At 46.2% G+C, this 26,218-nt stretch carries 24 protein-coding genes; 8 read left to right on the forward strand and 16 right to left on the reverse strand.

Annotated features, from left to right (window positions below; genetic code table 11):
- Window positions 1–70 precede the first annotated feature (70 nt).
- From QUB44_RS07555 to QUB44_RS07590, 8 genes are all read right to left on the reverse strand, one after another.
- Window positions 71–763 (reverse strand): pentapeptide repeat-containing protein, encoded by a 693-nt coding sequence (locus QUB44_RS07555; protein WP_333364996.1) that lies wholly within the window; start codon window positions 761–763, stop codon window positions 71–73.
- 696 nt (window positions 764–1,459) lie between these two features.
- Window positions 1,460–1,624, reverse strand: coding sequence for a hypothetical protein (locus tag QUB44_RS07560; RefSeq protein ID WP_333364997.1), 165 nt, complete (start codon window positions 1,622–1,624; stop codon window positions 1,460–1,462).
- A 277-nt stretch (window positions 1,625–1,901) separates the two neighbouring features.
- Entirely contained in the window at window positions 1,902–2,747 is an 846-nt protein-coding gene (locus QUB44_RS07565) for an ADP-ribosylglycohydrolase family protein (protein WP_333364998.1), read from the reverse strand.
- Between the two features lie 83 nt (window positions 2,748–2,830).
- Entirely contained in the window at window positions 2,831–3,496 is a 666-nt protein-coding gene (locus tag QUB44_RS07570) for a sugar transferase (RefSeq protein WP_333364999.1), read from the reverse strand.
- A 319-nt stretch (window positions 3,497–3,815) separates the two neighbouring features.
- Complete coding sequence (locus QUB44_RS07575; protein ID WP_333365000.1) at window positions 3,816–5,720, reverse strand: hypothetical protein; 1,905 nt, start codon at window positions 5,718–5,720, stop codon at window positions 3,816–3,818.
- A gap of 143 nt (window positions 5,721–5,863) precedes the next feature.
- Window positions 5,864–8,173: a hypothetical protein gene (locus QUB44_RS07580; RefSeq protein WP_333365001.1), complete on the reverse strand. Its 2,310-nt coding sequence runs from the start codon at window positions 8,171–8,173 to the stop codon at window positions 5,864–5,866.
- Between the two features lie 393 nt (window positions 8,174–8,566).
- Window positions 8,567–8,728, reverse strand: coding sequence for a hypothetical protein (locus QUB44_RS07585; protein ID WP_333365002.1), 162 nt, complete (start codon window positions 8,726–8,728; stop codon window positions 8,567–8,569).
- Between the two features lie 259 nt (window positions 8,729–8,987).
- Window positions 8,988–9,158, reverse strand: a complete 171-nt coding sequence (locus QUB44_RS07590; RefSeq protein WP_333365003.1) for a hypothetical protein — start codon at window positions 9,156–9,158, stop codon at window positions 8,988–8,990.
- Between the two features lie 259 nt (window positions 9,159–9,417).
- On the opposite strand from QUB44_RS07590, the gene QUB44_RS07595 reads away from it, so the two are divergent.
- The 5 genes from QUB44_RS07595 to cobT all read left to right on the forward strand — a co-directional run bounded on the left by QUB44_RS07595 (window position 9,418) and on the right by cobT (window position 13,189).
- Window positions 9,418–10,131 (forward strand): Crp/Fnr family transcriptional regulator, encoded by a 714-nt coding sequence (locus QUB44_RS07595; RefSeq protein ID WP_333290119.1) that lies wholly within the window; start codon window positions 9,418–9,420, stop codon window positions 10,129–10,131.
- 89 nt (window positions 10,132–10,220) lie between these two features.
- The gene (locus QUB44_RS07600; RefSeq protein ID WP_333365004.1) at window positions 10,221–10,718 is read left to right on the forward strand and encodes a universal stress protein; all 498 of its coding nucleotides are present in this window, start codon (window positions 10,221–10,223) and stop codon (window positions 10,716–10,718) included.
- A 257-nt stretch (window positions 10,719–10,975) separates the two neighbouring features.
- Entirely contained in the window at window positions 10,976–11,731 is a 756-nt protein-coding gene (locus QUB44_RS07605) for a DUF2232 domain-containing protein (protein WP_333365005.1), read from the forward strand.
- The gene (locus QUB44_RS07610; RefSeq protein WP_333365006.1) at window positions 11,721–11,867 is read left to right on the forward strand and encodes a hypothetical protein; all 147 of its coding nucleotides are present in this window, start codon (window positions 11,721–11,723) and stop codon (window positions 11,865–11,867) included. Before QUB44_RS07605 ends, QUB44_RS07610 begins: the two co-directional genes overlap by 11 nt.
- Before the next feature lie 197 nt (window positions 11,868–12,064).
- Window positions 12,065–13,189: a nicotinate mononucleotide-dependent phosphoribosyltransferase CobT gene (gene cobT, locus QUB44_RS07615; protein ID WP_333365007.1), complete on the forward strand. Its 1,125-nt coding sequence runs from the start codon at window positions 12,065–12,067 to the stop codon at window positions 13,187–13,189.
- A gap of 575 nt (window positions 13,190–13,764) precedes the next feature.
- Here cobT and QUB44_RS07620 read toward each other — a convergent pair.
- The 3 genes from QUB44_RS07620 to QUB44_RS07630 form a co-directional block, all read right to left on the reverse strand.
- Window positions 13,765–14,163: a hypothetical protein gene (locus tag QUB44_RS07620; protein WP_333161046.1), complete on the reverse strand. Its 399-nt coding sequence runs from the start codon at window positions 14,161–14,163 to the stop codon at window positions 13,765–13,767.
- Window positions 14,164–14,658: 495 nt separating this feature from the next.
- Window positions 14,659–15,954, reverse strand: coding sequence for a transposase (locus tag QUB44_RS07625; protein WP_333365008.1), 1,296 nt, complete (start codon window positions 15,952–15,954; stop codon window positions 14,659–14,661).
- 162 nt (window positions 15,955–16,116) lie between these two features.
- Window positions 16,117–16,275 carry a hypothetical protein gene (locus tag QUB44_RS07630; protein WP_333365009.1) on the reverse strand — a complete coding sequence of 53 codons (159 nt, stop codon included), beginning with the start codon at window positions 16,273–16,275 and terminating at the stop codon, window positions 16,117–16,119.
- Between the two features lie 39 nt (window positions 16,276–16,314).
- On the opposite strand from QUB44_RS07630, the gene QUB44_RS07635 reads away from it, so the two are divergent.
- Window positions 16,315–16,434 carry a hypothetical protein gene (locus QUB44_RS07635; protein WP_333161040.1) on the forward strand — a complete coding sequence of 40 codons (120 nt, stop codon included), beginning with the start codon at window positions 16,315–16,317 and terminating at the stop codon, window positions 16,432–16,434.
- Window positions 16,431–17,543, forward strand: coding sequence for an extracellular solute-binding protein (locus tag QUB44_RS07640; protein ID WP_333365010.1), 1,113 nt, complete (start codon window positions 16,431–16,433; stop codon window positions 17,541–17,543). Before QUB44_RS07635 ends, QUB44_RS07640 begins: the two co-directional genes overlap by 4 nt.
- A 171-nt stretch (window positions 17,544–17,714) precedes the next feature.
- Here the strand turns inward: QUB44_RS07640 and QUB44_RS07645 are convergent, their stop codons facing one another.
- The 5 genes from QUB44_RS07645 to QUB44_RS07665 all read right to left on the reverse strand — a co-directional run bounded on the left by QUB44_RS07645 (window position 17,715) and on the right by QUB44_RS07665 (window position 25,125).
- Window positions 17,715–18,551 (reverse strand): DUF1963 domain-containing protein, encoded by an 837-nt coding sequence (locus QUB44_RS07645; RefSeq protein WP_333365012.1) that lies wholly within the window; start codon window positions 18,549–18,551, stop codon window positions 17,715–17,717.
- Window positions 18,552–18,655: 104 nt separating this feature from the next.
- Complete coding sequence (locus QUB44_RS07650) at window positions 18,656–19,186, reverse strand: hypothetical protein (RefSeq protein WP_333365014.1); 531 nt, start codon at window positions 19,184–19,186, stop codon at window positions 18,656–18,658.
- Between the two features lie 397 nt (window positions 19,187–19,583).
- Complete coding sequence (locus QUB44_RS07655; RefSeq protein ID WP_333365017.1) at window positions 19,584–22,802, reverse strand: PAS domain-containing protein; 3,219 nt, start codon at window positions 22,800–22,802, stop codon at window positions 19,584–19,586.
- A 680-nt stretch (window positions 22,803–23,482) separates the two neighbouring features.
- Window positions 23,483–24,613: an aldo/keto reductase gene (locus QUB44_RS07660; protein ID WP_333365019.1), complete on the reverse strand. Its 1,131-nt coding sequence runs from the start codon at window positions 24,611–24,613 to the stop codon at window positions 23,483–23,485.
- Window positions 24,614–24,618: 5 nt separating this feature from the next.
- Window positions 24,619–25,125, reverse strand: a complete 507-nt coding sequence (locus QUB44_RS07665) for a bifunctional nuclease family protein (RefSeq protein WP_333161029.1) — start codon at window positions 25,123–25,125, stop codon at window positions 24,619–24,621.
- A gap of 368 nt (window positions 25,126–25,493) precedes the next feature.
- Between QUB44_RS07665 and ribE the strand changes: the two genes are divergently transcribed.
- A complete protein-coding gene (gene ribE, locus QUB44_RS07670) occupies window positions 25,494–26,207 on the forward strand; it encodes a riboflavin synthase (RefSeq protein ID WP_333150934.1) in 714 nt (237 codons plus the stop codon).
- The last annotated feature ends 11 nt before the right edge of the window (window positions 26,208–26,218 follow it).

Here is a 26,218-nt window from a genome sequence, read left to right on the forward strand (position 1 = left end):
ACTGTAATTAACTCATAATTTTGCCGGAAATATCATTCTACTATGTATTTGTGTAATTAATTGTGTCTGACTACTTATTGGCTCCGCGAAAGCGAGAAGTTGTCAGTGTCAATCCATCGGGTGGGTCGGCATCCGTCAGATTAACCTCACTCAGGTTGGCAAGGTCAAAGATGGTGTTGCTGAGGATAATGTCTGTGAAATTAGTCGATTCGTCGAATTGAGCGCCGGTAAAGTTCGCATTGATCAACAAGGTTCCATCCAGCTCAGCACCCTGGAATTTGGCATTGGTCAAATTGGCGCCCGTAAAGTCAGCCGCTTTCAGCTTAGTTTTATAGAAATCAGCACCCGTAAAGTTTGCTCCTCTTAGGTTCGGTCGCTCCGACTGTTCGCCGCTGAGATTGGCCTCATGGAGAATGGCATTGCTCAGGTTGGCGTTGGACAGGTTGATGAATTTTGTGCTGATCAGCGACAGATTTACTCCTGTTAGGTTGGCGCGACTGAAATTGACGTTTTCTAAGGTTGCTTTATAAAAATTCGCCGGTCCAAAGCTGGTATTGGCAGCAAAGATGGCATTCGTTGCATCTACATTCAGCAGAAATGCCTCTTCAAAGTTAGTACCTCTGAGTTGAGTGGAAATACCTTGAGCGTTGCGCCTGAACAAGACGTTTTCCAGTCGGGCTTTGAAGAATGTGGAACCATTCAGGTTTTGCCCACTAAAGTTATTGCCGACCAAGTTTTGATTGCTAAAGTTTTGCGCTACCATTTGTAGTTACCAAAAAGTGAAAACTTATGTTTTGAAGAGCATGAAACAATTGGTCTGGACTTTAGACTCAAATATTTTTAATAGCTGAATCTGGCTACATCTTATGAGAGCCCCAAATTTTCAACAACCGGCAAAGGCTCTTCTTTACACAATCTTTAAAAAAAAGTACACTTTTATAAAGATTGTGTAAATTTATTCTCAGAAAGTATAAACCTTTATAAGAAAATCCCGTATTTTTACTGAAAAAGCACAAACTGATTCTGACTATTCGCTGTTATACCCTTCGTCAGGGCAACGCTCTTGACTCCTGAATTCTGCTGTAAGTGCTGCGGGTTCTGGGTATACTGTTTTTTATTCAAAACTTACACAACTGGCACAATTGGTAGGGTTGCCCGAAACCTGAAAGCCTTGATAATCGAACAATAACAACGAGGTCTGACGCACCATACAAGTTGACATAAGTGTGACAGTTGCGTAAGTTTTATGAGCTTTATCTAAGGGCGCTCGATAAGTTTATATACTTACCGATAACTATCGGTGCGAACATCCCAAGTAATTGTGAGTGGCTCTAACAATTTTTGGCATTGCTGCTGCTAGAGGATAGAGAGCCAAACTCGCCAACCCGCAGGCAACTAGACTATTTTTTTCTGATAATTTTGTAATTTAAAATACAGAATTTAATAGATAATTGTGGATTTAAAAAATATCTCGATCGACCTGCAATTCCTGGCTTGAACCACGATCGCATTCGGCAGCTTCTGCCCTAACCAGTGGCGCAGACCAAGCACCCATAACCCCCGCACAAATCGCCTGATTAATCCCCACCAGCGACATTCCCGCACGGCTGACCAAAGTATTCAATTAGCGGTTAAACTACTGCACAAAAGGCACTCCCAGCAAGCGATAAAAAGTAATCAAATTAGGCAAATTCATAATAGATATGACTAAGGCAAACTGGCACATTAAACAAAGGTATGTAGTTGCGCTTTAGCGCTCTTAGCTTAGGAAAGAGCGCCCAAGCGCAACTACATACATAAAATTGAATCCTATTTGTGACAGGGCCTTAATCCTAATAGAAAGAAGTTCGGCAACGCGCAGTGTAAGGGATTTAACGGATGTAACAGATATCCGGAAGAAGTCAGAAGTCGCTCCTGCTATTCATTAACTGTCGATCCAGTTCTATGATATAATCTCTGCCGTAAGATTGATTTTCTAATCCTTGTACCAGATTTTCTGGCAAATCTTGGGCAATTTCACTGCTACAGGAACCAGCAGCTAAAGCAATAGTTGCTACTGTATCGACATCACCCGAAAAAGCAATGCAATCTTGGAGCAGTTTGCTCATACTATCATTTCGCATAACCGCAGTAATAGCTGCTCTAACACAGACCAAACCTTTAACGCTGACTTGTCCTTGCCAAGGTATCGACCACTCACCAGGGACGTGCTTTTCTAGAAAACTTCCCAAATTCTTCTTTACACCTAGCTGATAAATAAAATAATGGGACATCAAAGCGGCCGCTATAGCTGCTTTAATACCATCGGGAGTGTTGTGAGTAATTGCAGCTTGAATGGTAGCATTTTCGATGACTTTTTCAATAGTAGGAAAAATGCCAATGGGCCCGGCTCGCATCGCCGATCCGCTTTTATCGCTAGCGGAGTGAATTTTTTCTAAGAATTCTTTTCCGTCTTGAACTTGTAGCAAAAAATTGTAAAATTTGCCAGCATAACCAAATCGCCGATCACGGTGAAAAGCTGCAACAAATTTGCTGGCTAAAAGTTCCGGCGTCCAAGGTTCTCGGCTGACGATAGCTTCTGCGACGGCTAAACTCATCTGCGTATCGTCTGTGTAACATCCAGGCTGGATATCGTGACGGGGATGCTGGATGTAGCCGTTGAGATTGTTGTACATTGCGATCGTCTGGTGGTCAACAAATTCAAAACCCGCACCATAAGCGTCACCAATCGCTAATTCTATTAACATATATTTAATCATTTTCCAACTATTTAATCCCCTGTTTTTCCCTAAAATTTAAAATCCAAAAACAACCCAAAACAGCAAGTCTATTAACACGCACCGTTTTTACTCAAGACAACCAAAATTGTTTTGCAAATCAGAGTGATGTCGTAGACAACCGACCACTTGCCCTGATAGTCGAGATCCATCTGCACAATATCGTTAAAGTCTTTAACTCCAGACCGTCCGTGGACTTGCCACTCCCCAGTCAGCCCGGGTTTGACATTTAAACGTTGCCAGTGAAAATCGTCATAGGCAGCAACTTCATCAGGAGTGGGCGGTCGAGTTCCTACCAAACTCATGTCGCCGACTAACACGTTCCAGAATTGAGGCAACTCGTCCAAACTCGTACACCGCAAGAAACGGCCGACGCGGGTAATTCGCGGGTCATTTTCATTCTTAAAAATGTGACCCTTGGCTTGGTTGCTAACTAAATGTTTGAGCTTTTCTGCATCGACAACCATCGATCGAAATTTCCACATTCTGAAATGTCGCCCTTTGAAGCTGCAGCGGACTTGACTGTACAGCAGCGGGCCCCGATCGTCCAACAGCATCGCCACGGCCACCGGCACCGCCACCACTGCAGCAATTGCCAGTCCCAGCAGCGATCCCAAAATATCGATCGACCGTTTTACCTTGCTCGTTACGGATCGGTGATGCTGTTGTTTTGATACACAGACTTTGTAAGTAAATACTTGAAAAAATAAGGACAGCATTTCTGATAATGATGATTTCGACGAGGCACCCATCGGCAATTTCATATGATTTGTCTCAACTTTAACGATCTCTTACGTCCATCTTATTAGCCATCTCAAATCTGCAGAACCTGAAATGCTGAGCTTTGCACAATCTTTAAAAACCACTAACACTTTTATAAAGTTTCTATGTGTTTTCTATAAAAACGTATAAACTTTATGTAAACTTGCGTACATTTACAGAAAAAAGTTAGTCCTGGACGCAAAAAAACCTGGTTTCCACTAGGACTCTTCCCGGAAGACAGGGAGGATTCTACTGAGAAACCGGGTTTTTTGCCGTTTAGCGATAAATATCGGTGCGAACATCCCAAGCAAGCGTTAGCGGCTCTAACAATTTTTGCTGGCTGCTAGAGGCGAGTTTGCCTAAATATTTGCGAACAACAAAGGCGTGTTCGAGATTCAAACGATAACCCCGTGAGACATCTTCAAAGAAAAGCGGCTCACCCAAAATTGCTTCCCAATCAGGATTTTGTCTCGACTCCTCGGCCAACAGCATGAAATCTTCCTCCGCAGGCACAAGTCCCGCCGGCAAATTGCCTTCCAAAATCCGCAAAATCCGGGGTTCGCAGGTGCGGGTATTCACGCCCTGACGTTCCAACAACTGCAAAATTTCCTGAAAGCTCAGAGTTTCCTCACCCAAAACCTGCATTAATTCCCACAGCAGAAAAAAGTCGCTGTACTGCTGCTGCGACACATTCAAAATGTGAGGATAGAGAGCCAAACTCGCCAACCCGCAGGCAACTCGACTAAATTTTTGGGACAAATTTGTATTTAGAGATACAGAATTTAATGCAGAATTGTGAATCTCAAAAATATCTCGATCGCCCTGCAATTCGTGGTCTTGAACCACGATCGCATTCGGCAGCTTCTGCCGCAACCAGCGGGCGATCGCAGGCCAAGCACCCATACCCCCCGCACAAATCGCCTGATTAATCCCCGCCGGCGACATTCCCGCGCGGCTGAGCAAAGCATTCAATTCACGATTCAACTGCTGCACAAAAGGCACTAAAACCAGACTTTCCAAATCTTTGCGCTTCACATCCCAATGCTGCTGACCAATATCCAAAGCAAAACTTTTTTGATGCTGCAAAATAACTTTTATTTGCCTTGCCGCCTCTAACAATTGCAGACCAAAAGCAGAACCTTGTAACCGCTGCTGCAATTGATAGCGGCTCGGCAAATCTGGATGCCCCGGACGCGGCAAATCGATCGACATTCCCCAAGTTTCATTTTTAGCCAACAACTGACAGATAATATCCTGATCGAAAGCATCGCCAGCAAAACCAAAACTGTGGCAAGTAAAATCAGCACGAGTTAAATCTTGAAGATTGGACGGCAACTCAACTAAAGCTAATTCCACCGTCGCCGCCCCCGCATTCAAAATCAAAGTTCCCCCGCTAAAAGACGAAGCATTCACAGTCAGCGGTGCAGCTTCTTCACTGCCCTTAGCAGAATCCACGGCTGACGACTCGACTTCCATGCCATTTTTCACAGGAGTAACAGCAGCAAGCAAAGTGGCGATCGCATCTTCCACCACAAAAATTTGCGAACCAGAAGCCACCAGAGACGCGCCCAAAACCGCCTCCCGCAGATTAAACATATAAACATCCGACCAGCCGGCCGGAGTCCCCAAAATTACACCCTGCAACTCTAAAAGCGCCGCATCGAGAGTTTCTGGCGTCAGTCCCGAAGCCCTACAAATTAAATTAGAAACTGGCAATCCTGCAAAATTCGCCCTTGGTGCAGAATCCAAAATTTCCCCTGATTCGGCAAATTTTTGCCCCTGCTTCCTCGGGTTCAAAGTAGCCAGCAGTGCCCGCACACATTGCAGCGGCAAGGCGATCGAAAAAGCCTGCAAGGGCGACCACTGCAACAGCGGTTCGTACATCCCAGCAGCCTCCGGCTGATAAGGAATGCCCACCTTTAAAGGCAATTTAAAATTTTCCAGTAAAAATTCTCCTGCAGGCAAAGCCTGGGGTCGGAATCCCACCGACTTGACTGTCACCTCTGACCCTGGGCTCCCTGGGGCTGTTTGGGCCAGCACCGCAGCCGAGGGAATCCGAAAGCTGGCGTCTGCTGCCCAAGCCTCAGCCTGCGATGCTTTCCAGTAAATTGGGTGCAACTCGCCACTGGTGCGATCGAGCAAAGCCGCAGACAGCCCCCTGGAACCGAAATCAATGCCCAAATACCAGCTAGAATTCCGGCGTTCTGGGGATGGGGCGATCGCACCTGCTGCAGAATGCCCAGCCGAGTCTTGCTGCTGTGTCCCGGCAAACTCCCTAAAATCAGTTTTCTCCTCAACAACTCCTGCTTTACTCTCTGTCGAAATCAGGTTTTTTTTTTACTTTCTGGAGGAGTCGATCGCACTTCGTTGGTTTCGGCAGTTTCTGGAGGGGGAGAATCAGTCAAAGGTCGCTCAGTCTCGGTCAAACTAGCCAAAATCTCGTCTAGCGTCAAATTCGATTCGTCTTCCTCAGCAAACAAATCATCCTCAAGTTCGTCTTCCAAAACAAAAGGTTCATCATCAGAGGAGAGTTCCAACACATCGGAGAACAAATCCTCCAGCGTGCCGAGTTCTTCCTCTGCCGCCTCCGCAAAGGGATTGTTTGCAATGCCTTCGGGGGAACTCGCCGATAAATCCAAGCTGTTAGCGACTGAGAAATTCGATCGCCCGAAGCTAGTATTTTCCAATCCCTCCAGATTGTAGAGGTCCGCCTCCAAAAGTTCCAGAGTATTATTGTCCAAATTTAGAGCTCGATCGAGGTCATCTTCTAATACCTCGACCGGCAGCAAATCCTCGTCCGGCGAAGCTTGGATGTACCCATCATCGAGCCGCTGCGAGGATGAGTCGAACTCGCCAGTTTGAACGTCACCGGCACTCGGCACACGGGACTCGGCACTGGGGCGGTTTGGGCTAATTTCTGCAGGCGTTCTCACCGGCAAAGCTGCTGATTGAGGCACAGTAGCGCCGAACTGCTCGCCTTGGTTTTGAGCCGTTTCTAGAGTTTCTCGATCGTCCGCGTCAAGTTGCACCTCGGCGGTTGAGGCTGGTGGTTCTGAAACTTGAGGTACTGTTGATACTTGCGGTTCAAATAAATCGGCACTATCTAAAGTTAGAGGCTCTACAGAATTCCCCATTACAAAGTCTGAATCTTCATCTACTAAAATCTCTTCCAGAGATTCGCCTTCCTCTAGCAGATTTACAAACAAATCTTCGGTCATTTTTAGCGATTCGGCAGTTTCCTGATCCGTCGCCGCTTGATATTCTACGCCTTCAGTTTTTGTCTCAATTACAGTGTTTTCTACCGGGAAACTTTCGATTTGTAATTCTACTTCAGGAACAGCTTCCCCCGCAAACAAACTTGCATACAAATCCTCAATCTCTTCTTCGGTTTCTGTTAAGCTATCCTCCGAGTCACCGCCAGTAAATCGAGTTGTATTTCGAGATGTTTCGGGTGTAGAACCCAACAAATTATCTTCCAACTCCGGGAGCAAAATTGGGGATTGAATGCGATCTCGATCGCGCCTCAACTGTCTGAATTGCGGAGAAATTTCTGTACCGGCGTAGGGAAATCTGTCTTGTTCTCCGAATTCGCCGGTGCGAATTTCCTGCACCGAGTCTCCCGTCTGAGTCTCTGTGGCTGAGTGCTCGATCGCAGTATTTGAAGGGGCGGGAGCGACAGAAGATCGATCGGCTGCGGTTGGGGTGACGGTTTCGAGATTATTTGCTAAATCGATCGGTTGTTGAACGTAGGAAGACGCTTCTCGCCCCAACTGTGAGGCCAAGTGGTTGACCAAAGCCGCGAACATCGCCTCGCTCTGCTGGCTCAAACCGTACATATTTTCGAGTTCTTGTCTCAAGGAAGCTTGATAGCTTTGCAGATTTGCTTGCAAAGCCTCGAACACGATAGCCATCCTTGAATCGAGACTCATCAGCAGATTGTCAGCATGAGATTGGAACAGTTGCATTTGCTCCAACCTCTGAGCCGGCGTCAGCAACGGGTGTTCTTCTGAGGTTTGTCGGTTAAGTGTTACGTCAATAGCCGATTGTTCATCAGGCGCACTGCCCAAAGAGTATGGTACTGCGCTGCTTTGCAATAACTGATTTTCTAGGGAACTTAGAATTTGGGAGAAATCGCTAGTCAAGGTTTCTTCCAAGCGGGCAGTCAGTACCTGCAAGAATTCAGCAATGATTTGCTGTTGGTTGGCTTGTTGCTGAGCTAGGGATTGTTGCTGCTGCCGTTTTGCTTCTAGCAGTTTGATTTCTTGAATTAGAGCTTGCTGTTCTTGTCGCAGAGCTTCTATGTCTTCTTGGAGCGGCCCTGTCAGACTGGAACGCAGGTGGCTGATTTCTCCGGTTACGGCAAGCATGATTTGCTCTGCGGCTGAGGGGCCAGGGGCGGGCAGAGGCACTTTGGGTACTGGAACTGGTTGCGGGCGGACATTTGGGCGGGCGGGGGCCTTTGGGGCCGTTAGCTTTGAGTCTGAGGAAACCAGATAAGCGCGAACTCGCTCTAAAAGTTGGCGCTGGTGGACAGTATCAATCGAACCCGTCCAAGGCAAGCGGGGTGCGGGCTTGCTGAGTACCTCGTCTATCTCAGCAATCAGTGCTTGAATTTTGTACTTCTGAGAATTCAAGGGCGGAACCTCTGGGAATGCGGCTTGGGAGAAACTTTACCGAAAAAAGACTGAACTCAGGCGGCAGCGATGCCAATAGATAGAATAATCTGAATGCGAGTCCGTCAATCGATTTTAGATTTGAGATTTTAGATTAAAGAATTGAAGCATTGACCCCACGGATAAATTCGGGGGGCAAGTTTCATCGGATACAGGTTTTTTATTTCACCGGTCCTGAGTCTGCTTTCGGAATGAATCCGGGGGCTTGTATCCTGGATGCTTTCGGTCAATTATTCACTAATATTTTCTGACAACTGTTAATTAACGTTTTATCTTCGGATAACTTCTATTCCCTATGATAGGTTAGCCGGTACTTCCGCACCAAATGCCCGCTTCTATTAATTGCAAGTGCTGTCAAATTCTGCGGCTCAGGGGCGAGTTTCCCGGCCCGGAGGCTGATTCCTGCTCGGAATAGCTGCGCTCCCGACGAACTTTTGCCTTCACCCGCTTAAACGGCGGACCGCACACTGTCACGGCGAGTTTCGTTAGCATGGCGACGCGCCACTGTCTCTTCATCTTTCACCGACTTGGAAAAAACCTCAAACAATTTGCGATTTGGGATACCGAGATTCGGGATTGTCCCCGTACAGTCGGTTTGAGTAACCTTTAATCATAGCCTTTTATATGTATTCGTGGCTAGATACTAATGGTACAATAATCTTGGGGTAGCAGAAAAGTTTGCTGGGAAGTGGGCGGGTTTCGATCGCCAAGAGCGCCAGTCTTTAGGCTTGCAATGGCTGTGGATTTTGCCGATCGTGCTGACATTGGCCAGGTTTTAGGCAGTTGCTCGGATTTGGGATCTGTCTACCGTGCTTCCAGGCTTGCGATCGTGGATTCTGTCTTCTCGACAGCAGGGCCGACTGACAACAAATCTCTGAGCAGTGTTAAGCTTGTCTTCGCGAAGTGCTTTCAAAGGTAATTCGATCGGCTCAGTCGTTTGCCACATTGCTAAAATTTTGTTAATAAAATTTGCTCAGTGGTATATATCTAAAAAATTATGGTATATTCTTTAGTTTCTAGCTCCCAATCAGAGCTTGAGGCTATTAATTCCCATATTGAGCCTTTGACCGCAAAACTTTAGAGGTAAAATTGCCGATTTTAGATCCTTGTTTCTCAAATCTTGAATCTCAAATCGAATGACTCGGCTGCAAGCTATTTCTAACTGCCCAGCGCAGCTCAAGCGCATAAATTAAAATGATGGCCTCATGGAAGACCGCTTTAACACCCGAGATCCGCAGTCCAATATAAATCAATTGATAGTTTCTACTCCTTTTTTTGCAGGCTTGCCCGATCCTGTAATTGAGAGAGCAACTCTCCACATCGTTACCCGCAGTCATCCGGCAAATCAAGTGATTTTACTCGAAAATGACTGGGGAACATCAGTGTATTTTATATTGGATGGTTGGGTGAAAATTCGCACCTACAACCTAGACGGAAAAGAAGTAACACTGAATATTTTAGGGAAAGGAGAACTGTTCGGGGAAATGGCCGCGATCGAAGAAGCACCGCGATCGACAGATGTGATCACCCTAGCCCCGACACTGATCGGCAATATGCCATCTCAGGATTTTGTGCAGCTTATTCATACTGAGCCACTAGCAGGCATTCGGCTAGCTCAACTGATGGCCAGGCGCCTGCGACAAGTCAACCGCCGCCTGCGTTTGCGAGAGTCCGACAGTACCTCGCGAGTAGCAGATATTCTCTTGTTTTTGGCCGAGGGGCAAGGCAAAAAAATCATGGAAACAGGAGGTACAGAAATACCAAACCTGCCACACAGAGAATTAAGCAGCCTCAGCGGGCTGGCTCGAGAAACAGTAACGCGAGTGCTGAGCAAGCTGGAAAAAAAAGGAACTATTCAGCGCGAACGTGACGTTTTGTGCATTCCTGACCTGCACGCCTTAGAGCGTCTGTTAGTCTAGAAGTATCAGAGATTGCTAATTTGAATTAGATTCAAAAGCACTCTCTGTTACCTAACTGATATGAATGATTTCCCGCAGGAGGTAAAGCTGTGAGTTTTAAGAAAATTTTCGCCGCCTTAGATGATTCTGAACTGGGCCACCGCGTCTTCGCTCAAGCTTTAGAATTAGCTCTGAGCGATCGCGCCCAGGTGATGCTATTTAACTGCGTTACTGTCAACACCATGGGCGAGACGGCAGTGCCAATTCCGGTAGATTTGGGCATGAATGTCGATTTAATGAATCAAGCTTATCAAGCTCAACGTTTGCGGCTGGAAACCGAGGTAAAACAGGCTTCGGGTTTGCTGAAAAATTACTGCGACGCCGCAGCAAAAAAAGGATTGCAGGTGGAATTTGACTGCAAAATGGACGGCGATCCGGGGCATTGTATCTGTGAAGCCGCCGAAAACTGGGGCGCAGATTTAATAGTGTTGGGGAGGCGTGGCCGCACGGGGCTCGCAGAAGCTTTCCTCGGCAGCGTCAGCAATTATGTCGTTCACCACGCATCTTGTTCGGTTTTGGTAATCCAGGAAGTTAAAATCGAAAAATAACGCTGCTGAAAATTTTTGCTGAGAAAATCCATCTAAAATAAGACTTGCGTTCCTACCTAAACCCGGTTACTGCGAGCAATATTAAATTTGGCGGCGAGGCATCCAAACAGTGAAACCGGGAATCAGCCGTATCGGGCGCAAGTCTCGTAAAATCAATCTAAAATCTAAAATCTAAAATCTAAAATCTAAAATTGGGAATCAGCCGTATCGGGCGCCCCCGTAAAATCTAAAATCTAAAATCTAAAATCTAAAATCGGATGAGTGATTTTTTGTCAGCAGATGCTGCGTCTAATTCTGGTAGTTCACCAAGTACAAATAACGAGCCACAAACCGCCGATATTTCAGCAATGGCTGGCGATCGCACAAATCCAGATCCGGGGAAGCGCCCCTCTGGGGAAGCGCCTTTAAGGCTTGTAGAAACGGCTTTTTTGGCAAGTACCGCTAGCTTAATTTGGCTGGTAAATTATTACTTTCCGCTGGGGCCTTTGCTGCGGGTTTTTTTCCCGATACCCATCGCCCTGGTTTACTTGCGCTGGGGCAACCGAGCAGCTTGGATGGCAGCTTTGGTATCGGGTTTGCTGCTGTCGGTACTCATGGGCCCGACGCGGAGCATTTTATACGTGATGCCTTTTGGAATTATGGGAGTTGCGCTGGGAGGACTTTGGAGGCGCAAAGCGAGTTGGTCACTCTCTATTAGTGTGGGTGCTCTCATTGGTACTGTAGGCTTCTTTTTTCGGTTTTGGCTGCTGTCCGCGTTGGTGGGTCAAGATCTTTGGGTTTACGTAACGGCCCAGGTAACAGAGATGGTGGAATGGGTATTTGTGAAGCTGGGCTGGCTTAATGTACCGAGTTTGAACACAATTGGGGCGATCGCCGCCGGGATGATTTTAGTTAACAATTTTGTCTATTTATTTGTAGTGCATTTAGTAGCTTTGCTGCTGTTAGATCGTTTGGGAAATCCGATTCCGCGGCCGCCGCGCTGGGTGCAACTTTTAATCGATTATGAAGAGTAGTTATTGGGCATGGGAGATTGGGCATGGGGCATGGGGCATGGGGCATTTGGCATGGGGCATGGGGCATGGGGCATGGGGCATGGGGCATGGGGCATGGGGCATGGGGCATGGGGCATTGCTAATTGCTACTAAATAAGTCCTGACTAATAAGTAATGACTAATGACTAATATATCTCTCCTGAAAAGCAAGTCTTGAACAGGCAGGATGCCTGTTCCACAAAAATTATTGGAGAGGTGTAATAACTAATGACTAACGACTAATGACTAATGACTAATGACTAATGACTGCTAACTAATGACTGCTAACTAATGACTACTGACTAATGACTAACTATGATTGGTATTTATACAGAAATTGAACAGGGTCAGCGGTGGATCGATCGCTATCGGGGACGAAAACCGATATTTGCCTGCGTGTTAGGATTTACCGCTACTGGCTTAATTCCGGGGATTTCAGCAGCAGGAGCAACCCCGCACGATCGACAATTTACTTGTTTAGCCGATGCAGAATTTTTGTATAACGGCCCTCAACCGTCGCCCCAATATCCTTTGCCACCCCTAGAAGCGGGTGCATCACCGGTACTCATATCTCGCGCTGTAGTCGAAGCTTTGGAACTTCCGCTTTATCTATTTAATGCTGGTTTGCCCCTCCCACCTCCCGTACCTGCAATTGACTTGGGCGGCACTCCGGCAAAGTGTCTGATTTCGGGGAATGCTTTAGAACTAGAAACAGTCAAACATTTGCTCGAACAAGGATTAATTTGGGGAGCAAAATTGGCTGCTCAAACTAATGGCAGCTATTTAATTTTAGGGGAGTGCGTAGTTGGGGGAACGACTACTGCTTTGGGCGTGTTAATGGGTTTGGGTATTGCAGCGGCGGGCAAAGTTAATAGTTCTCATCCTCGCTGCAATCACGCTCAAAAATTGGCTGCGGTGACAGCGGGACTCAATAATGCTGAGTGGGAAATTGGCGGGCAAAACAGCACTCCCCTGGAATTGGTAGCGGCGGTGGGCGATCCGATGCAAATAGCGGTGGCGGCAATGGCGATCGCCGCGAGTCGGACTTGCGGGGTGCTTCTGGCTGGGGGCACGCAAATGCTGGCAGTGTACGCTTTGATGCAAGCCTTAGCCCGTGAATATGCTCTGCTATGGAGTCCCGAACAAGTCGCGGTGGGGACTACGCGCTGGGTGGCCGAAGACCCTACAGGAGACACTTTAGGACTTGCTAATGAGATCGGCGGTGTGCCTCTGTTGGCCGCGCAGCTAAGTTTTGCTGGATCTCGCTACGCGCAACTGCAAGCTTACGATCGCGGCTATGTTAAGGAAGGTGTCGGTGCCGGAGCTTGTGCGATCGCCAGTGGCTTGGCTGCAAATTGGACTCCTCCTCAACTCCTCCAAGCTGTTGAAGCTTTAGCCTCGCGGTGTGAAATTATATCGATTCCGGTTGCACCGGAATGATTGTTGACCGTTGACTGTTGACCGTTGACTGTTGACCGTTGACTGTTGATTGTTGACTGTTGACTATGAGTCAAAAAAATGAAAATTGCGCGAATTATTTGTTGACCGCAGGATTCTACTTTACGCCCGCCGATGAAGCGCGGATTTGATATTATTCCGGCCCAGCCGGAATTGATATTAAACATGAGAAAGTCCTGGAGGCAAAAAACCAGGTTTTTACTGAAAAATTGGGGTTTTCCAGCGACGAATACACTCGCCAACAGGGTTTTTAGTTTTCTGTGCGTCCAGGAATGTTAGGGCTTAAACATTAAAAATTCAGATGCGGCGATCTAGCTGCGAAGATGGTTTTCTTGCTCACCCAGCTTCGTTTTGGCTGAATAATTATATCACTTTCTGTAGCATTTTTGCTGTCAGATTTACAGCATTTTCTACACAATATCTGGCTTTGATGCAGTATTCCCCCTGCTAATTGCGGGAGATATAAAACTCTATGCAATGAATCTATAAGTAGACGAGCATAAATCAACGCAACTTGTATTTTTTTAAAATTACTACCCGCTCCCCGCTAGCAATATTTAATTAGGCCCGCCTAGATGTTGCGAGTGCATTCTTTTGGAGAGCAACTGTTCTTCCAAGGCGGCAATTCGATTGTAAGCTGCTGTTAGCTGAGCTGTTAAGCGCTGGATTTGAATCTCGGCGCTCAGCTCTTTTTCCAGGCTTTGAGAATTCTTGTCGAAGTAGCTGTCATCTAACAGTATGTCTTTGTGTTCGAGCAGGCCGTCGAGACTGCTGTAGCTTTGATAGGGCGATGTTTGGTCATTTCCTACCGTTCCAGAGCGATCGTTTCTCTGTTGCTGGGTCAGCTTCGTCTCCTTGGCAGACTCCAAGAGCTTTTCATTGAGGTTTTCTATGAGTTTGTAGAGGGCCTCGACTTGTTGGCTCAATACTGTAACTTGCTGGCGGAGCGCTTCCATACAATCATCCTTTGGCTCGTAACTTATATCTTTACATTTTAGGTAAATCTTTACATAACTTGGATTTATCACTAAATTATTTAATTTTTGACGTAATTGTTGTGTTCCCAATCCTGACGGTAGATTTAGAAAGCCAGCTTGAAGATAATCGATCGCCATTGGTGAGTCGATTGTAGATTTTAGATTTTAGGTTTTACATAGTCTTGGACACAGGAACCGGGTGGGTTAACCCCCATACTTCGTTCAAACCTTCAATCAGAGTTAAAACCTCGGGTTTCTGAGACTCGGATCGCAGAGCGTCCTATTAGATTGACTTCGCTCTCGCCAGTGCTTTCAGGATTCAGATGAGTGGATTTTTAGTTTTTTTAGTTATTAAGCTGTCACCGATTTAAAAAGGATTTTTTACTTCGGTTGTGTAAAAAGCGTCATCCAACGGCAAATGGCAGCGCTCTCGTTGTTTCGTTATAGTGACATCCTCCCACACCAAATCAAAGATTATGGTATGGGCTTCCCAACATCACTGTTGGAAGATTTCCTAGTTCTTCCCCTGCGGGATTTCGCCTCTGACGCCGACTGACTTTCATCAATCCCCGGCAGACCGACTGCATAGGCATTTTCTATTCCGCAAAGTCCTTGCGTACTAATGAGTTCTAAACCACGCAACCTAATAACTTCGGATGCTGCGTGATCTCTATCGGTTTGATATCCGCACTCACCACATTTATGAACTCGTTCGGAAAGCTCTTTTTTACCCGTATGTGTGTTGCACTTAGGGCAAGTTTGAGACGTTCCATCTGGATTGACGCGACAAAAATAGATTTGATGCTTCTTGGCGACCCACTCCAACAGATTGAGAAATTGACCAAAAGCAGCATCCAAGGTATGTTTTCTCAACATCCCCCTGGACATCGCTTTCAAGTTCAAGTCCTCAACAAAGACCATCCCAATACCTTCCTTGGTACACAGATGGTTAGCCAGTTTGAATTGCCAATCCTTCCGAACTCTAGCAATGTGGTGGTGGAATCTGGCAACCTTGATTCGAGCTTTCTCACGGTTCTTAGAACCCTTTTTCGTTCGGGCATACTTACGTTGCAGCAATTCCAGCTTGCGGTACAAGGATGTCAGGAATCGGGGTCTAGCAATAAACTCTTTATCCGAGGTTGTCAAAAACTTGGACAGTCCCAAATCGATACCCAGCGCATCGACCTGCGGTTGAGCGTCAGGTATCGACATATCAGACTCAATTGTCACTACAACTTCCCACCTATCAGCTTTCCTCAATACCCGTGCTTGCTTAACCACAAACCCCTCTGGGATAGGTCGATGCAAGTTGATAGGTATCTTCCCAAGTTTGGGCAAGCTTATCTGCCATCCCGTAATGGGATTGGTTTTGAATTGAGGAAACAGCATGGACTTGATTTGTCCAAACTTCTTGAAGCGAGGAAAGCCAAACCCCCGCGACTGAAAATAATTCCAAGCGTCATGCAATCTGCGAATGGTAGTTTGCAGAACTTGAGAAGGGGCTTCGCCCAACAACGGAAACGTTTTTTTCGCTTTAGGAAGTTCGTTCTGTTGAGCGTAATAGGTAGGGAATGGCTTGTCGGCTAGAATGATGTATTCTCTCTCCAGCGAACAATAATCCAAACTACATTTACGCGAATTGACCCAATCTTTGATTTCTCGCAAGGCGTAGTTATAAACCTTACGAGAAATTTCCAACCAATGAAGCATCGTTTCTGCTTGGTTGGCGTCGGGATAAATTCGGTAGCAGTAGTTCATTATCAGAGTCATACAGTCAACTCTAACACAGAACTACGGGTCTATAAATCTATACCTGCTACCGATTTCACGCCTGATTGACCGGATAAAATCGGTGTGGGGGAGCAATAAGTCCCACACCAAATCAAAGATTATGGTGTGGGACTTATTGCTCCCCCAGACCCCCTCGAATAGTTAAAAAATGTAACACAGATGCAGTCGATCGACCCGGCTGACGAGCAAAACTGGCTCAAAGGAACTTGCAGCACAGAAATTAGGCGTTAAGTTGAGGGAGTTTTCGGCATCGGAAAGCTCGATCGACAAGGTAGAAGGTAAAATCAGGGCAAGACTCAAACAGACTCTCTTAGCAGCAGAACCGAGTACAATGGCTCTGTGTTTGAAAAAGAAATAAAACAAATCGGCGCCAACTACCGGACTCGACAAACAATTATTTCCGGGGCTGTAGAACACAAAACGATTGGTCAATATTTAGAAAAGCGGATTGACAGGTGAAACGAAGGTCTTTGCTATTGGGGGCCGCCACCCTAACTTTAAGTCAATTGGCGGCAGGGTGCGACTCGAAGCCCATTCTCAAAATTCGATCGCTCAAAAACGGTATTCCGGCCCAACTGGTAAGCAAATTTAGGCGCGATGTACAACCGTCTCCGCTTTTACAGGTAACGCAAGAACCACAATTAAAAGAATTATTCGCCCTGTTGCAGGAGTGGAAACGGGTTCCCGAATCAAAAAATCAAGCTAACTTGGTGATGTTGGGAGATTACTGGCTGAGTTTGGCAATTAGGCAAAAATTGATTCAGCCGATCGATCCTGCTAAGTTTGAGAATTGGTCACAATTGCCCGAAAGATGGCAAAAACTCGTCAGGCGCAACGATGAGGGTAAATTAGATCCTCAAGGTAAAGTGTGGGCTGCACCTTACCGCTGGGGAAGTACGGTAATTGCCTATCGAACCGACAAATTTAAGGCTTTGGGGTGGACTCCGACAGATTGGAAAGACTTGTGGCGAGTCGAATTGCGCGATCGAATTTCTCTGCCGGACAGTCCCAGAGAAGTTATCGGTTTAACATTAAAAAAACTCGGCAAATCTTACAATACGCAGCAATTAGATCAAGTCCCAAATCTCAAAAAAGAACTCGCAAATCTGCACCAGCAAGTTAAAGTTTATAGTTCTGACGCTTACCTGCAACCATTAATTTTAGGCGATACTTGGTTAGCCGTAGGTTCCTCTGGAGACTTGCTGCCGCTGCTGCAAACTCAAAAGGATATTGCTTTAGTAGTTCCGGTTTCGGGAACTGCACTTTGGACAGATTTGTGGGTACAACCAGCATCGTCGCGGAATCCAGTTTCTTTAGTGGAAAAATGGATTGATTTTTGCTTGCAGCCTCGGGTTGCTCCTCAATTATCTTTGCTGGCTAAGGCTAGTTCCCCGATAATTGTCGGCATGAAACCCGATAATTTGCCGGAAGCTATTCGCACTAATCCTGTGTTGTTGCCGGATGCTAAGACTCTTGCTGCTAGCGACTTTCTGCTGCCTTTGGGGGATGCTGGTATTGCCCAATATCGATCGCTCTGGCAAGAAACTAGGCAAGTAGTGAGAAGTTAAAATGTAGGGTTCGTCAGTCACCAGCCCACAAGCGCCGAGAAAATCATCAAAACTGACGCACCTTAAACCGTAGGGTTCGTCAGTCACCAGCCTTGTGTGTGTAGCAAAGCAACAAACGGCAGTGAAATAACAAACAAAACAGCAGGAGCGGAAAGTGTTAGTATTTTAATTTCAATAACAATCGTAATTATAAATCACCTGAGAAAAATCTAATTTTTCTAAGTCCTCAGCACGAATCAAAAAGTTGCCTACTCCATCATCACCCCAACAAATTTCATCATCACTAATCATGTGTAAGACTACAATTTTATGGTCTTGGTATTGCGGGCTATACTCACGAGGGTCAGTTTGCGTAAAGTAGCCATATCCCCCTATTTTATGGTGAATGTCGTATAAATTATCATAATACCAATCATTTAATTTGTAATCATCTGCCTCCATTATATCAAAGAATTGTTTAATTTTTTGTGCTTCCAAAATGTTAGTAATTTGATAGTCTTCTCGGCAAACCCACTCATAGTCAGGACTAAACTGTAAAGCCAAACATTCTTGCGGATTATTCACGTATTTATAGTTTAAAGGTGAAAATCCCTTAACTTCTTGATCCAACAAAAAAGCAAAATCTGTTTGACAATTATTTGTGTCAGTTTCGGAAAAATACAATATTTTAAAATCTTTTTGGTTCTCCAAATTGTCGAAATCCATGCCATACAAATCTGTGTCACCGATATAAAACTGCAAAATTCCTTTTTTGGGGAAAGGTGCTAAATATGGCACTTGGGCAAAGATTTCCTCAAAATTGAGTTGTGCCAAAAGGTGCATATATTTTCCATCACTATCTTTAGGAAAATCGTAACCTTTCGACAAGTAAGGCACTCCGCCAAATTTGCTTGACCAGAAATCAGTCCCCTTTAGTTCGTAAGTGATTTTGATAACAGGCTTTTCTGAACTTTCAATTTGTTGGCGAAAAGGTTCTAATTCAGCAGGAAGCTCAAGGTTTTTTTTCATTTTTTTCTACGTATTACAAACCGCATTTGTCAGCTCAAATGCACGGTGCGTCAGCTCTTGATTTATCGATGATCCAGAAAATAACTCGCTTCTGACGCACCCTACTAAAATCCTTTCACCCTTCCTCGAATACGCGGATTTGAGAGAGATTCTAAATCAATGCGACAGCTAAGCCCATCGTCCTTGCACGAATAAACTGCCAAAGCTGTGCCTTGACGGTTGCAAACTCGCACATTGTAACCGTAGTCCCTGGCGACAGTGCCAAAGTGGTTGACAAACTGATAGCGTTCTATATAATCGAGCAAACTCCAAAGTTGGCGGTTGACTATGAGAATTACCCAAGTATTGCCGGGATCGACAAACCAGCGATCGAGCAATTTGCCGCCAAAGAGTTCTTGAGCTAACCACAGACTCGGCACGCTTTTTTCGGTTTGCGAAAGCGGGGGCGACGGTAAATTAGCAGCGTTGCCAGTCGGGCAGGCTGGCTGCTGGGAAAAGGCCGCAGATTGCTCACCCAGCAAGGCTCCTAGGCACGCAGAACCCGCAATCAGGAACAAAAATAAACTTTTTGTCAAAATGCCGTGTTTGCGGCGGGAAACTTGATTTTTGTGGCGCATTTTGGGGTAATTCATCATATTCATCATATAGCAAAACCATTTGATTTGTAAACAATGGATTCAATCATCACAAACGTTTCAGGTGGTTCTACATTCACGACTCAAATAGACTTGCTATATTATTAGACAAGATTGTATAAATCATTCATTGATACAGAAACCGCAGATGTAAGGCAGATAAACACGGATAAACGCAGATTAATTTTAAATTACTCGTTACTAGGCTCCAGCCTAGTAATGCAGATCCGGAGGCTCTGCCTCCATGTTTCCAACCGAGGCAGAGCCTCTAGATTTATGTTCCCAGGCTGGAGCCTGGGAACCAGTTAATTTTATTATTCTTCAGTTCGCGGAGGCGGACATTGTTTGTATAGTAGCGGTTTCAACCGCCGACTCTTCTCTTATTTCTGCAAAATTATTAAAATTCCGATCGCCTAAACAATGAAGCAGGCAGACAAACAGTAAAAGTAGAACCGCAATCTAACTCGCTAATAACTTCAACATCGCCGCCCATCATCTGACAAAAACGCTGGCTGATAGTCAGTCCCAAACCAGTACCTCCGTACTTGCGAGTAGTTGAATTGTCGGCTTGAGTAAAAGGTTGGAACAGTCGCTCTTGCTGTTCTTGTGTCATGCCGATGCCCGTGTCCGTCACTCGGAAAATTAAAAAATCTGCATCCAAAATTAACATTTGAGCAACTTTCGGTTGATATTTATTTTTTAATTCTTCACTGGTAATTCTTGCGACAGTAAGCACGATCGTCCCATTAGCAGAAAATTTAGCAGCATTGCTGAGCAAATTCAGCATTACCTGCCGCACTTTCATCAAATCGCCGTGCATCGCGCCGATATTGTCAGAACTCAATACTTCCAAAGTATTGCCGTTTTTATCCATTAGCGGTTTGATAGTTGTTATCACCTCCTCGATTAAGCCTCCCACATCGAAGCTTTCGAGGTAAATCTCCATCTTGTCAGCTTCAATTTTGGAAATGTCGAGAATGTCGTCAATTAGGCGCAGCAAGTGTTTGCCAGCAGTGCGAATTTTGTCTAAATCCGAGACTACCTCTAAGTTGCCTAACTCTTCGGCATCTTCCGCTAGCATATCGCTGTAGCCGATAATCGCGTTGAGGGGAGTGCGTAACTCGTGGCTCATGTTTGCCAGAAAAGCACTCTTGGCGCGGTTGGCGAGTTCTGCGGCTTCTTTCGCCAACTGCCACGCTTCCTCAGCGTCTTTGCGTTCGGTGATATCCCGCAGTGTCGCCACCACCGCTTCGACGCTGCCGTCTGTGGCACAAACCGGACTGAGAATATACTCGTAGTCGCGGGTTCCCCAGCTTGCCGTGGGGACAATTACTTCGCCTTTCACGGGCTCGGCTGTGGCAAATATGGCGTGGCATTCTTCGTGAACCCGCTGCATAATTGTTGGCGACCAGCCTAATTCCTGCCAGGTTTTGCCAATCATTTCTCTGGGGTTCAGGCCGGCAGCTTGAGCGGCGGTGCGGCTGACATAGGTGTATTTTCCCGATCGATCTACTAGAAAAATTAGGTCAAGGGATGCGCCGAGAATGCCGTCAACTGTTCTGGCGTGTCGGGCTACCTGAGCCGTCATTTGTCTGACGGTGATGGCGCCGCGGACTCTGGCGGCGAGTTCAAACTGCAAGAGTTCGTTGGTTTGTTGGAGGAATAGAGTGCGCTGTTCGACTTCTATTTCTAGTTCTGCTTTGGCTTTTTCTAGGGTGAGTTCGGCAAGTTTGCGATCGCTCACATCTGTAGAAATTGTACCGACTGCATAAGCTTTACCTTCGGAGTTGCAGAGGGGAAATTTCAGAGAAATATAAGTGTGCGGGCCGTCGTCTTGAGGGATGATTTCTTCGAGGGTTAGGGGCGAGGAGGATTCGAGAACTTTCAGGTCATTTTCTCGCAAGGCTGCTGCTTTGTCTTGGGGAAAAATATCGCCGTCGGTTTTCCCTGTTATTTGCTCTTTTGCGATGTCGAACAAATTGTCAAAATGGCGGTTGGTGAGCAGGTATTTTCCGTCAAGGTCTTTGATGTAAATTACTGCTGTTGAGTTGTCTAAAATCGCTTGCAGTAGTGCTTCGCTCTTTCGCAGGGCTTTTTGAGTGTTTTGGCGATCGAGTATTTCTGGCTGCAATTCCAAGTTGAGACGATTTAAGTCTTGCCAAGCTTCGTGGACTAGATTTAAGGCGATCGCGCTTTTTTCTAATTCTGTATTTACCTGTCGCGACTGATTTGAGACGGAGTTTTCGGGCAATTCTAGGGGCTGGAAAGCGAGCGGGATGTGGGGATTTGCGAGCGGGCGAGCGCCAGCCAATTTTTTATTATATCGAAAATCTAGGGCTAATTGACCATCTAAACTCGATTTTTTAGGGAATAAATCAGGGAATTCGCCGAAATTTAAATTGTCATAAATTATCTCAAATTTCCGCGATCGCTGCGGCGGTTCGGCGCTGGAGTTAGATGCCCAATTCCCCTCTGCTGTTGATAAATCTGAGTTAGCGGGTTTGGCAATCCGGCGAGTGACGGCAACTCCCAAGGCGAAGGGAACAAGGGCAGCAGCAGACATTGCCAGCAGCCAGTTATTGCTCCACCAAGTTGCGATCGAGGTTTTGGGGATAAACCGCACTAAAATTGCTGCGGGTTTTCCCGCTAAATTCCCAAGGGATTTGGCAGCTACTGCATAAGTTTGACTGCCTGTTTGTACGTTTCCGGTGACTGGTTTGCCGCCGGCGGCGAGTGCAGATTTCAGCAGCGATTTTTCGGCCAGCAAGTCTGGTAACTGTTGGTTTTTTGTAACTGCTTGCGAACTTGCCAAGACAAATTTGCCGTCAGCCAGCGGTGCGTAGATAGCCTGATATCCCCCGTCCTGTAAATTGAGGGTTTCGGTGCTAGCAACTGCCGAAGTTGGGCTGATAATTTCTCCTAAAACTAAGGCAGCAATCACTGTCTGGTTTTTGGGATCTTTTATGGGAATTGCTGCGTAGTGGAGGAGAACAGGGCGATCGCCCTTTCCGGGTGGCAAAGATCCCAATTGCTCTTGAACTTCCGATTTGGCAATAATTTCCGTAGCTGTAATTGGGTTTTTTGCAGCGAATACTCGATCGACTATTTTTTGCAGGTTAAAAAATTTTCCCTTCTGGTTAGAGTTGACGCTAACCATTATCTGCCTGTTTTTTCCAACTAAGGCCGCGCTGTCTATTTCCCCTGTTTTGACTTGATTTTCTAGAATTTGATTGACAGATTTTTGCAAATATGATAGTTTTTTTCCGCTGTTGTAAGATAAGGCTATTTGGGCGATCGTTTTGCTGTCAGAGGAGTTTTGCAAACGGTCGGCGGCGCGATAGAGTTGGAGATTGTAGTTAATTTCACTAAGGCTCAGTTCTGATTTAGCTTGATTTTGCAGTTCGTTGCTTCCAACTGCCGATGTTAGCCAAAATGCTGCTCCCGTTAGTCCGACTGGCAAGATTGTTTGTAACGCCAGCAGTCCAATTAACTGTTTTCTGGTAACGGACAAGTTGTAAGTGGACGGCTTGAAAGCTGTTTTAACTTTTTCGGAAGTTGCAACTTCAGTTGGCTGCAGACAATTTGGCTTGCTGTCGTTTAACTGAGTTTGAGCCATAGTAGTAGATGCTGAATCGGTTATAGATGACAGGCCATCAATTAATCGGGAAAACAATCAATTTTAGATTTTAGATTTTAGATTTTAGATTTTAGATTTCGGCGTGAGCGCTCAGTTGAAGGATTTTATATTTTATATCGAGTTCGGTTAATCACTCATTATAAAATTGTTGCCTCTCGCCGCCACCAACCCAGCAATAAAATGACTGGGGTATTCTCAAATAAATCAGTTTCTAGGTGTTAATCAGATTATCTTATTGAGCTGTTTTTACATATACTGTCGGCTCCTATTTAAAGTTTGTTGGAAGCATCCAAATGATTGCTTTCACAGGAGTGTTCGCGGTTAGATGTAGGCTTGGCTGTGCAAGATACTCGTACTCCTCAAAAACGCTTTTTACAAAATCGGGATACTCTCGCATACAGTCGTAAAACGAAGTAGTTTATCGATCGACTGTATCGTAAATTCAGTTAAACTGAGATGTTGCACCATTCTCAATAAGGTTTTTATGGGCTGGCTCTCCTGCCCAACCCCTACTCCCCACAAGAAATTAATTCTTTGTGGAACAGGCATCTTACCTGTTCTGCAGAATGGTGCAAGAGGCCAGGTTAAACCAAAGTTTAGCGTAATTATTGCAAAACTTAGATATGCTCGATCGACCTTTTCCCTGCTTCACCTTTTTTTCAATCCCACAACCGCCTGCCTGCTTTACCGCCCAGTCGCTGGTGAGTATCTTTGACCAAGGTTGGGATGTCTAACTCTTCAGGACACCGGGGCAAACATTCACCGCAATCGGTGCAGCGGTTGCCTTTGCTGCCGGGAAACCAGTGTCCGGCATTTTCAAACATGGCGTAGCGGTATTTGCCAAAGTCAGTCATGTCGCACCCGACGGCGAGATTGCGGAGTCGCAATACTTCGGGAATGTTGATGTTTTCCGGGCAAGGCAAACAGGCATAGCACTGGCTGCATTTGTCGGTTTTCAAAGTGGCTGCAATAACCGATTCTAGCTGATCGAACGCAGCGATTTCGGCGTTGGTGAGAGGAAAGTCGCGATCGCAATATTTCAGAGGTTGCTCTAATTCTGTCGCATTTGCAGGGCCCACACTCAAAGTCCCAATCCTAGTATCGCTAAGTAAAAACCGATAGTTTAACTCTAAGGGCGAGAAAGGCGAACACAATTGTGCGAGAGTTTCCGGGGGCGTGTAGAGTTGCCCTCCTTTATCTGCCGGGGAAATGATGAAAACGCCCATATCTTTGTGCTTGGCGAGTTCAATTGCGGGCGCGTTGCGCTGAAAAAAATAGTAATAATGCAGATTGACAAATTCAAACAAATCTGTATTTATTGCAGCCAAAATCAGATCCAGAGGCCCGTGAGTCGAAAAGCCGACGTGCCGAATGATCCCATCAGCCAGGGCTTTGCGTACAGCTTCCATGCAGCCTGTTGGCGATCGCACCCAAGCCAAATGTTCCCAAGTATTCAAACCGTGAATTGCCAGACAATCAATATAGTCTAAATTCAGGCGTTTGAGGGATGCGTCGATGCAGCGTTCCATTGCTGCTGCATCCTCGGTTGGGGAAATTTTTGTAGTGACGTGGAGGCGCGATCGATGGACAGACAAACCAGCCGACAGGGCCGCACCGAGATATTCCTCGCTGCAACCGTAACCCGCCGCCGTTTCCAGGTGATTGATTCCCTGAGACAGGGCCTGTTGTACAGTCTGACAGGCAGTTTCCTCAGAAGCCAAATAGCGCATGGTTCCCAAGGAAAATACAGACAGGTGCAACTCCGTTTTGCCAAACCGTCGATAGCGCATAAAGTTTAGGAAGTTTCGCCTGGGCTGAAGCCGCTTCTCTTAATCAAATCCTCTGGACGGAGGTTTGAGATAAATTCCCGGAAGGCCCGGCGTTCGGCCTCATCAGCATCTCGATCGACAGGTATCGAAGCATCGGCGACGACTTCTTCCATCACCCAGATGGGGCAGTTCGTTCGCAGGGCTAGGGCTATCGCGTCGCTAGGTCGGGCATCGATCTCTTTTTTAACTTCTCCCTGACGGACGATCAGGACGGCATAGAACGTGTTATCTTGCAGCGAGTGAATAACTATGCGCTCCAAGGTAAGACTCCATGACTCTAAAAAATTGACCATCAGATCGTGAGTTAAGGGCCGAGGAGGCTTGTGGCCTTCGATCGCGCTAATGATAGCCTTTGCTTGCTCCTGACCGATATAAATAGGCAAAGCCCGTCGCTCAGTAGCGTCTCTCAATAGGACAATAGGACTGCGCGTGGCTGCATCTAAGGCAATTCCAGCGACTTTCATTTCAATCATTCGATCGGCCTCATAGAATTAAGAAACTGTAAGGCAGTAGAGAACTTGGACATAAAGATCACCTAAATCCAGTATGACTTGATCTTCGCCTGAATCTGCAACTGATCTGGGACTATCGATTTTAGATTTTAGATTTTAGATTTTCGATTGACTCGGGGGGAGAGGGGACGGCAAAAGCTGCTGTGTCTGGTTTGTGGCTGTGGTTTCATGTAAATAAGCGATCGACTACGGATCGGGGACTATCGATTTTAGATTTTAGATTTTAGATTTTCGATTGACTCGGGGGGAGAGGGGACGGCAAAAGCTGCTGTGTCTGGTTTGTGGCTGTGGTTTCATGTAAATAAGCGATCAACTACGGAAAAATACTTATGTTTACAGGACTAATTCAATCTCTCGGAAAGCTGAAGTCGCTAGGCAACGATTATTTCCAAATTTCCTGCACATCAAACAACTCCTACCAGATTTTACAAGATTTAGCCATTGGGGACAGCGTAGCCGTCGATGGAGTCTGTTTGACGGTAGTGGAAGTTCTGCCGCAAGGTTTTGTCGCCGTCGCTTCCCCAGAAACCCTCCGCCGCACTACTCTGGGCTCATTCCCCGATGCTTTGGTGAACCTAGAAACCTCCCTGCGCGCCGGTAGCAAATTGGGGGGACATTTTGTGACAGGGCACGTAGATGCGATCGGCACTTTAGCAACATCCACCCAAACCGCCAACGCTTGGGAGATGCGGTTTACTGCCCCACCAACAGCCAATTCGGGATGGCAACGTCAAATCGCACCTTACATCGTTTCCAAGGGCAGCATCGCCGTCAACGGCATCAGCTTAACCGTGGCAGATTGCGATGCTGACGGCAATTGGTTTGAAGTTGCTGTCATTCCCCACAGTTTTGGTGAGACAAACCTCAGCTATTTGCAACCAGGAAGTTTAGTTAATTTAGAAGCAGATATTCTGGGCAAATATGTCGCCAAATTTCTCCGCAGCGGCTCAAAATCCCATCCCGAACCGTGGGAAGAAACCCCCACAATCAACAGTTTGGGAACAATTACACCAGAATTCTTAGCAGAACACGGATTTATTTAATCGTAGCCCAG

It is taken from the genome of Microcoleus sp. AT3-D2 (assembly GCF_036705715.1).
GTDB lineage: Bacteria > Cyanobacteriota > Cyanobacteriia > Cyanobacteriales > Microcoleaceae > Microcoleus.

What these genes read in the sequence shown, in the direction of transcription:
- cobT (WP_333365007.1), top strand. Translation starts at nt 12,065, where the DNA reads ATGATTGGTATTTATACAGAAATTGAACAGGGTCAGCGGTGGATCGAT.
- QUB44_RS07570 (WP_333364999.1), bottom strand. Translation starts at nt 3,496, where the DNA reads ATGCTGTCCTTATTTTTTCAAGTATTTACTTACAAAGTCTGTGTATCA.
- QUB44_RS07655 (WP_333365017.1), bottom strand. Translation starts at nt 22,802, where the DNA reads ATGGCTCAAACTCAGTTAAACGACAGCAAGCCAAATTGTCTGCAGCCA.
- QUB44_RS07565 (WP_333364998.1), bottom strand. Translation starts at nt 2,747, where the DNA reads ATGTTAATAGAATTAGCGATTGGTGACGCTTATGGTGCGGGTTTTGAA.
- QUB44_RS07605 (WP_333365005.1), top strand. Translation starts at nt 10,976, where the DNA reads ATGAGTGATTTTTTGTCAGCAGATGCTGCGTCTAATTCTGGTAGTTCA.
- QUB44_RS07595 (WP_333290119.1), top strand. Translation starts at nt 9,418, where the DNA reads ATGGAAGACCGCTTTAACACCCGAGATCCGCAGTCCAATATAAATCAA.
- QUB44_RS07645 (WP_333365012.1), bottom strand. Translation starts at nt 18,551, where the DNA reads ATGAAAAAAAACCTTGAGCTTCCTGCTGAATTAGAACCTTTTCGCCAA.
- QUB44_RS07610 (WP_333365006.1), top strand. Translation starts at nt 11,721, where the DNA reads ATGAAGAGTAGTTATTGGGCATGGGAGATTGGGCATGGGGCATGGGGC.
- QUB44_RS07620 (WP_333161046.1), bottom strand. Translation starts at nt 14,163, where the DNA reads ATGGAAGCGCTCCGCCAGCAAGTTACAGTATTGAGCCAACAAGTCGAG.
- QUB44_RS07665 (WP_333161029.1), bottom strand. Translation starts at nt 25,125, where the DNA reads ATGATTGAAATGAAAGTCGCTGGAATTGCCTTAGATGCAGCCACGCGC.
- QUB44_RS07555 (WP_333364996.1), bottom strand. Translation starts at nt 763, where the DNA reads ATGGTAGCGCAAAACTTTAGCAATCAAAACTTGGTCGGCAATAACTTT.
- QUB44_RS07650 (WP_333365014.1), bottom strand. Translation starts at nt 19,186, where the DNA reads ATGATGAATTACCCCAAAATGCGCCACAAAAATCAAGTTTCCCGCCGC.
- QUB44_RS07585 (WP_333365002.1), bottom strand. Translation starts at nt 8,728, where the DNA reads ATGAAGAGACAGTGGCGCGTCGCCATGCTAACGAAACTCGCCGTGACA.
- QUB44_RS07625 (WP_333365008.1), bottom strand. Translation starts at nt 15,954, where the DNA reads ATGACTCTGATAATGAACTACTGCTACCGAATTTATCCCGACGCCAAC.
- QUB44_RS07660 (WP_333365019.1), bottom strand. Translation starts at nt 24,613, where the DNA reads ATGCGCTATCGACGGTTTGGCAAAACGGAGTTGCACCTGTCTGTATTT.
- QUB44_RS07590 (WP_333365003.1), bottom strand. Translation starts at nt 9,158, where the DNA reads ATGTGGCAAACGACTGAGCCGATCGAATTACCTTTGAAAGCACTTCGC.
- ribE (WP_333150934.1), top strand. Translation starts at nt 25,494, where the DNA reads ATGTTTACAGGACTAATTCAATCTCTCGGAAAGCTGAAGTCGCTAGGC.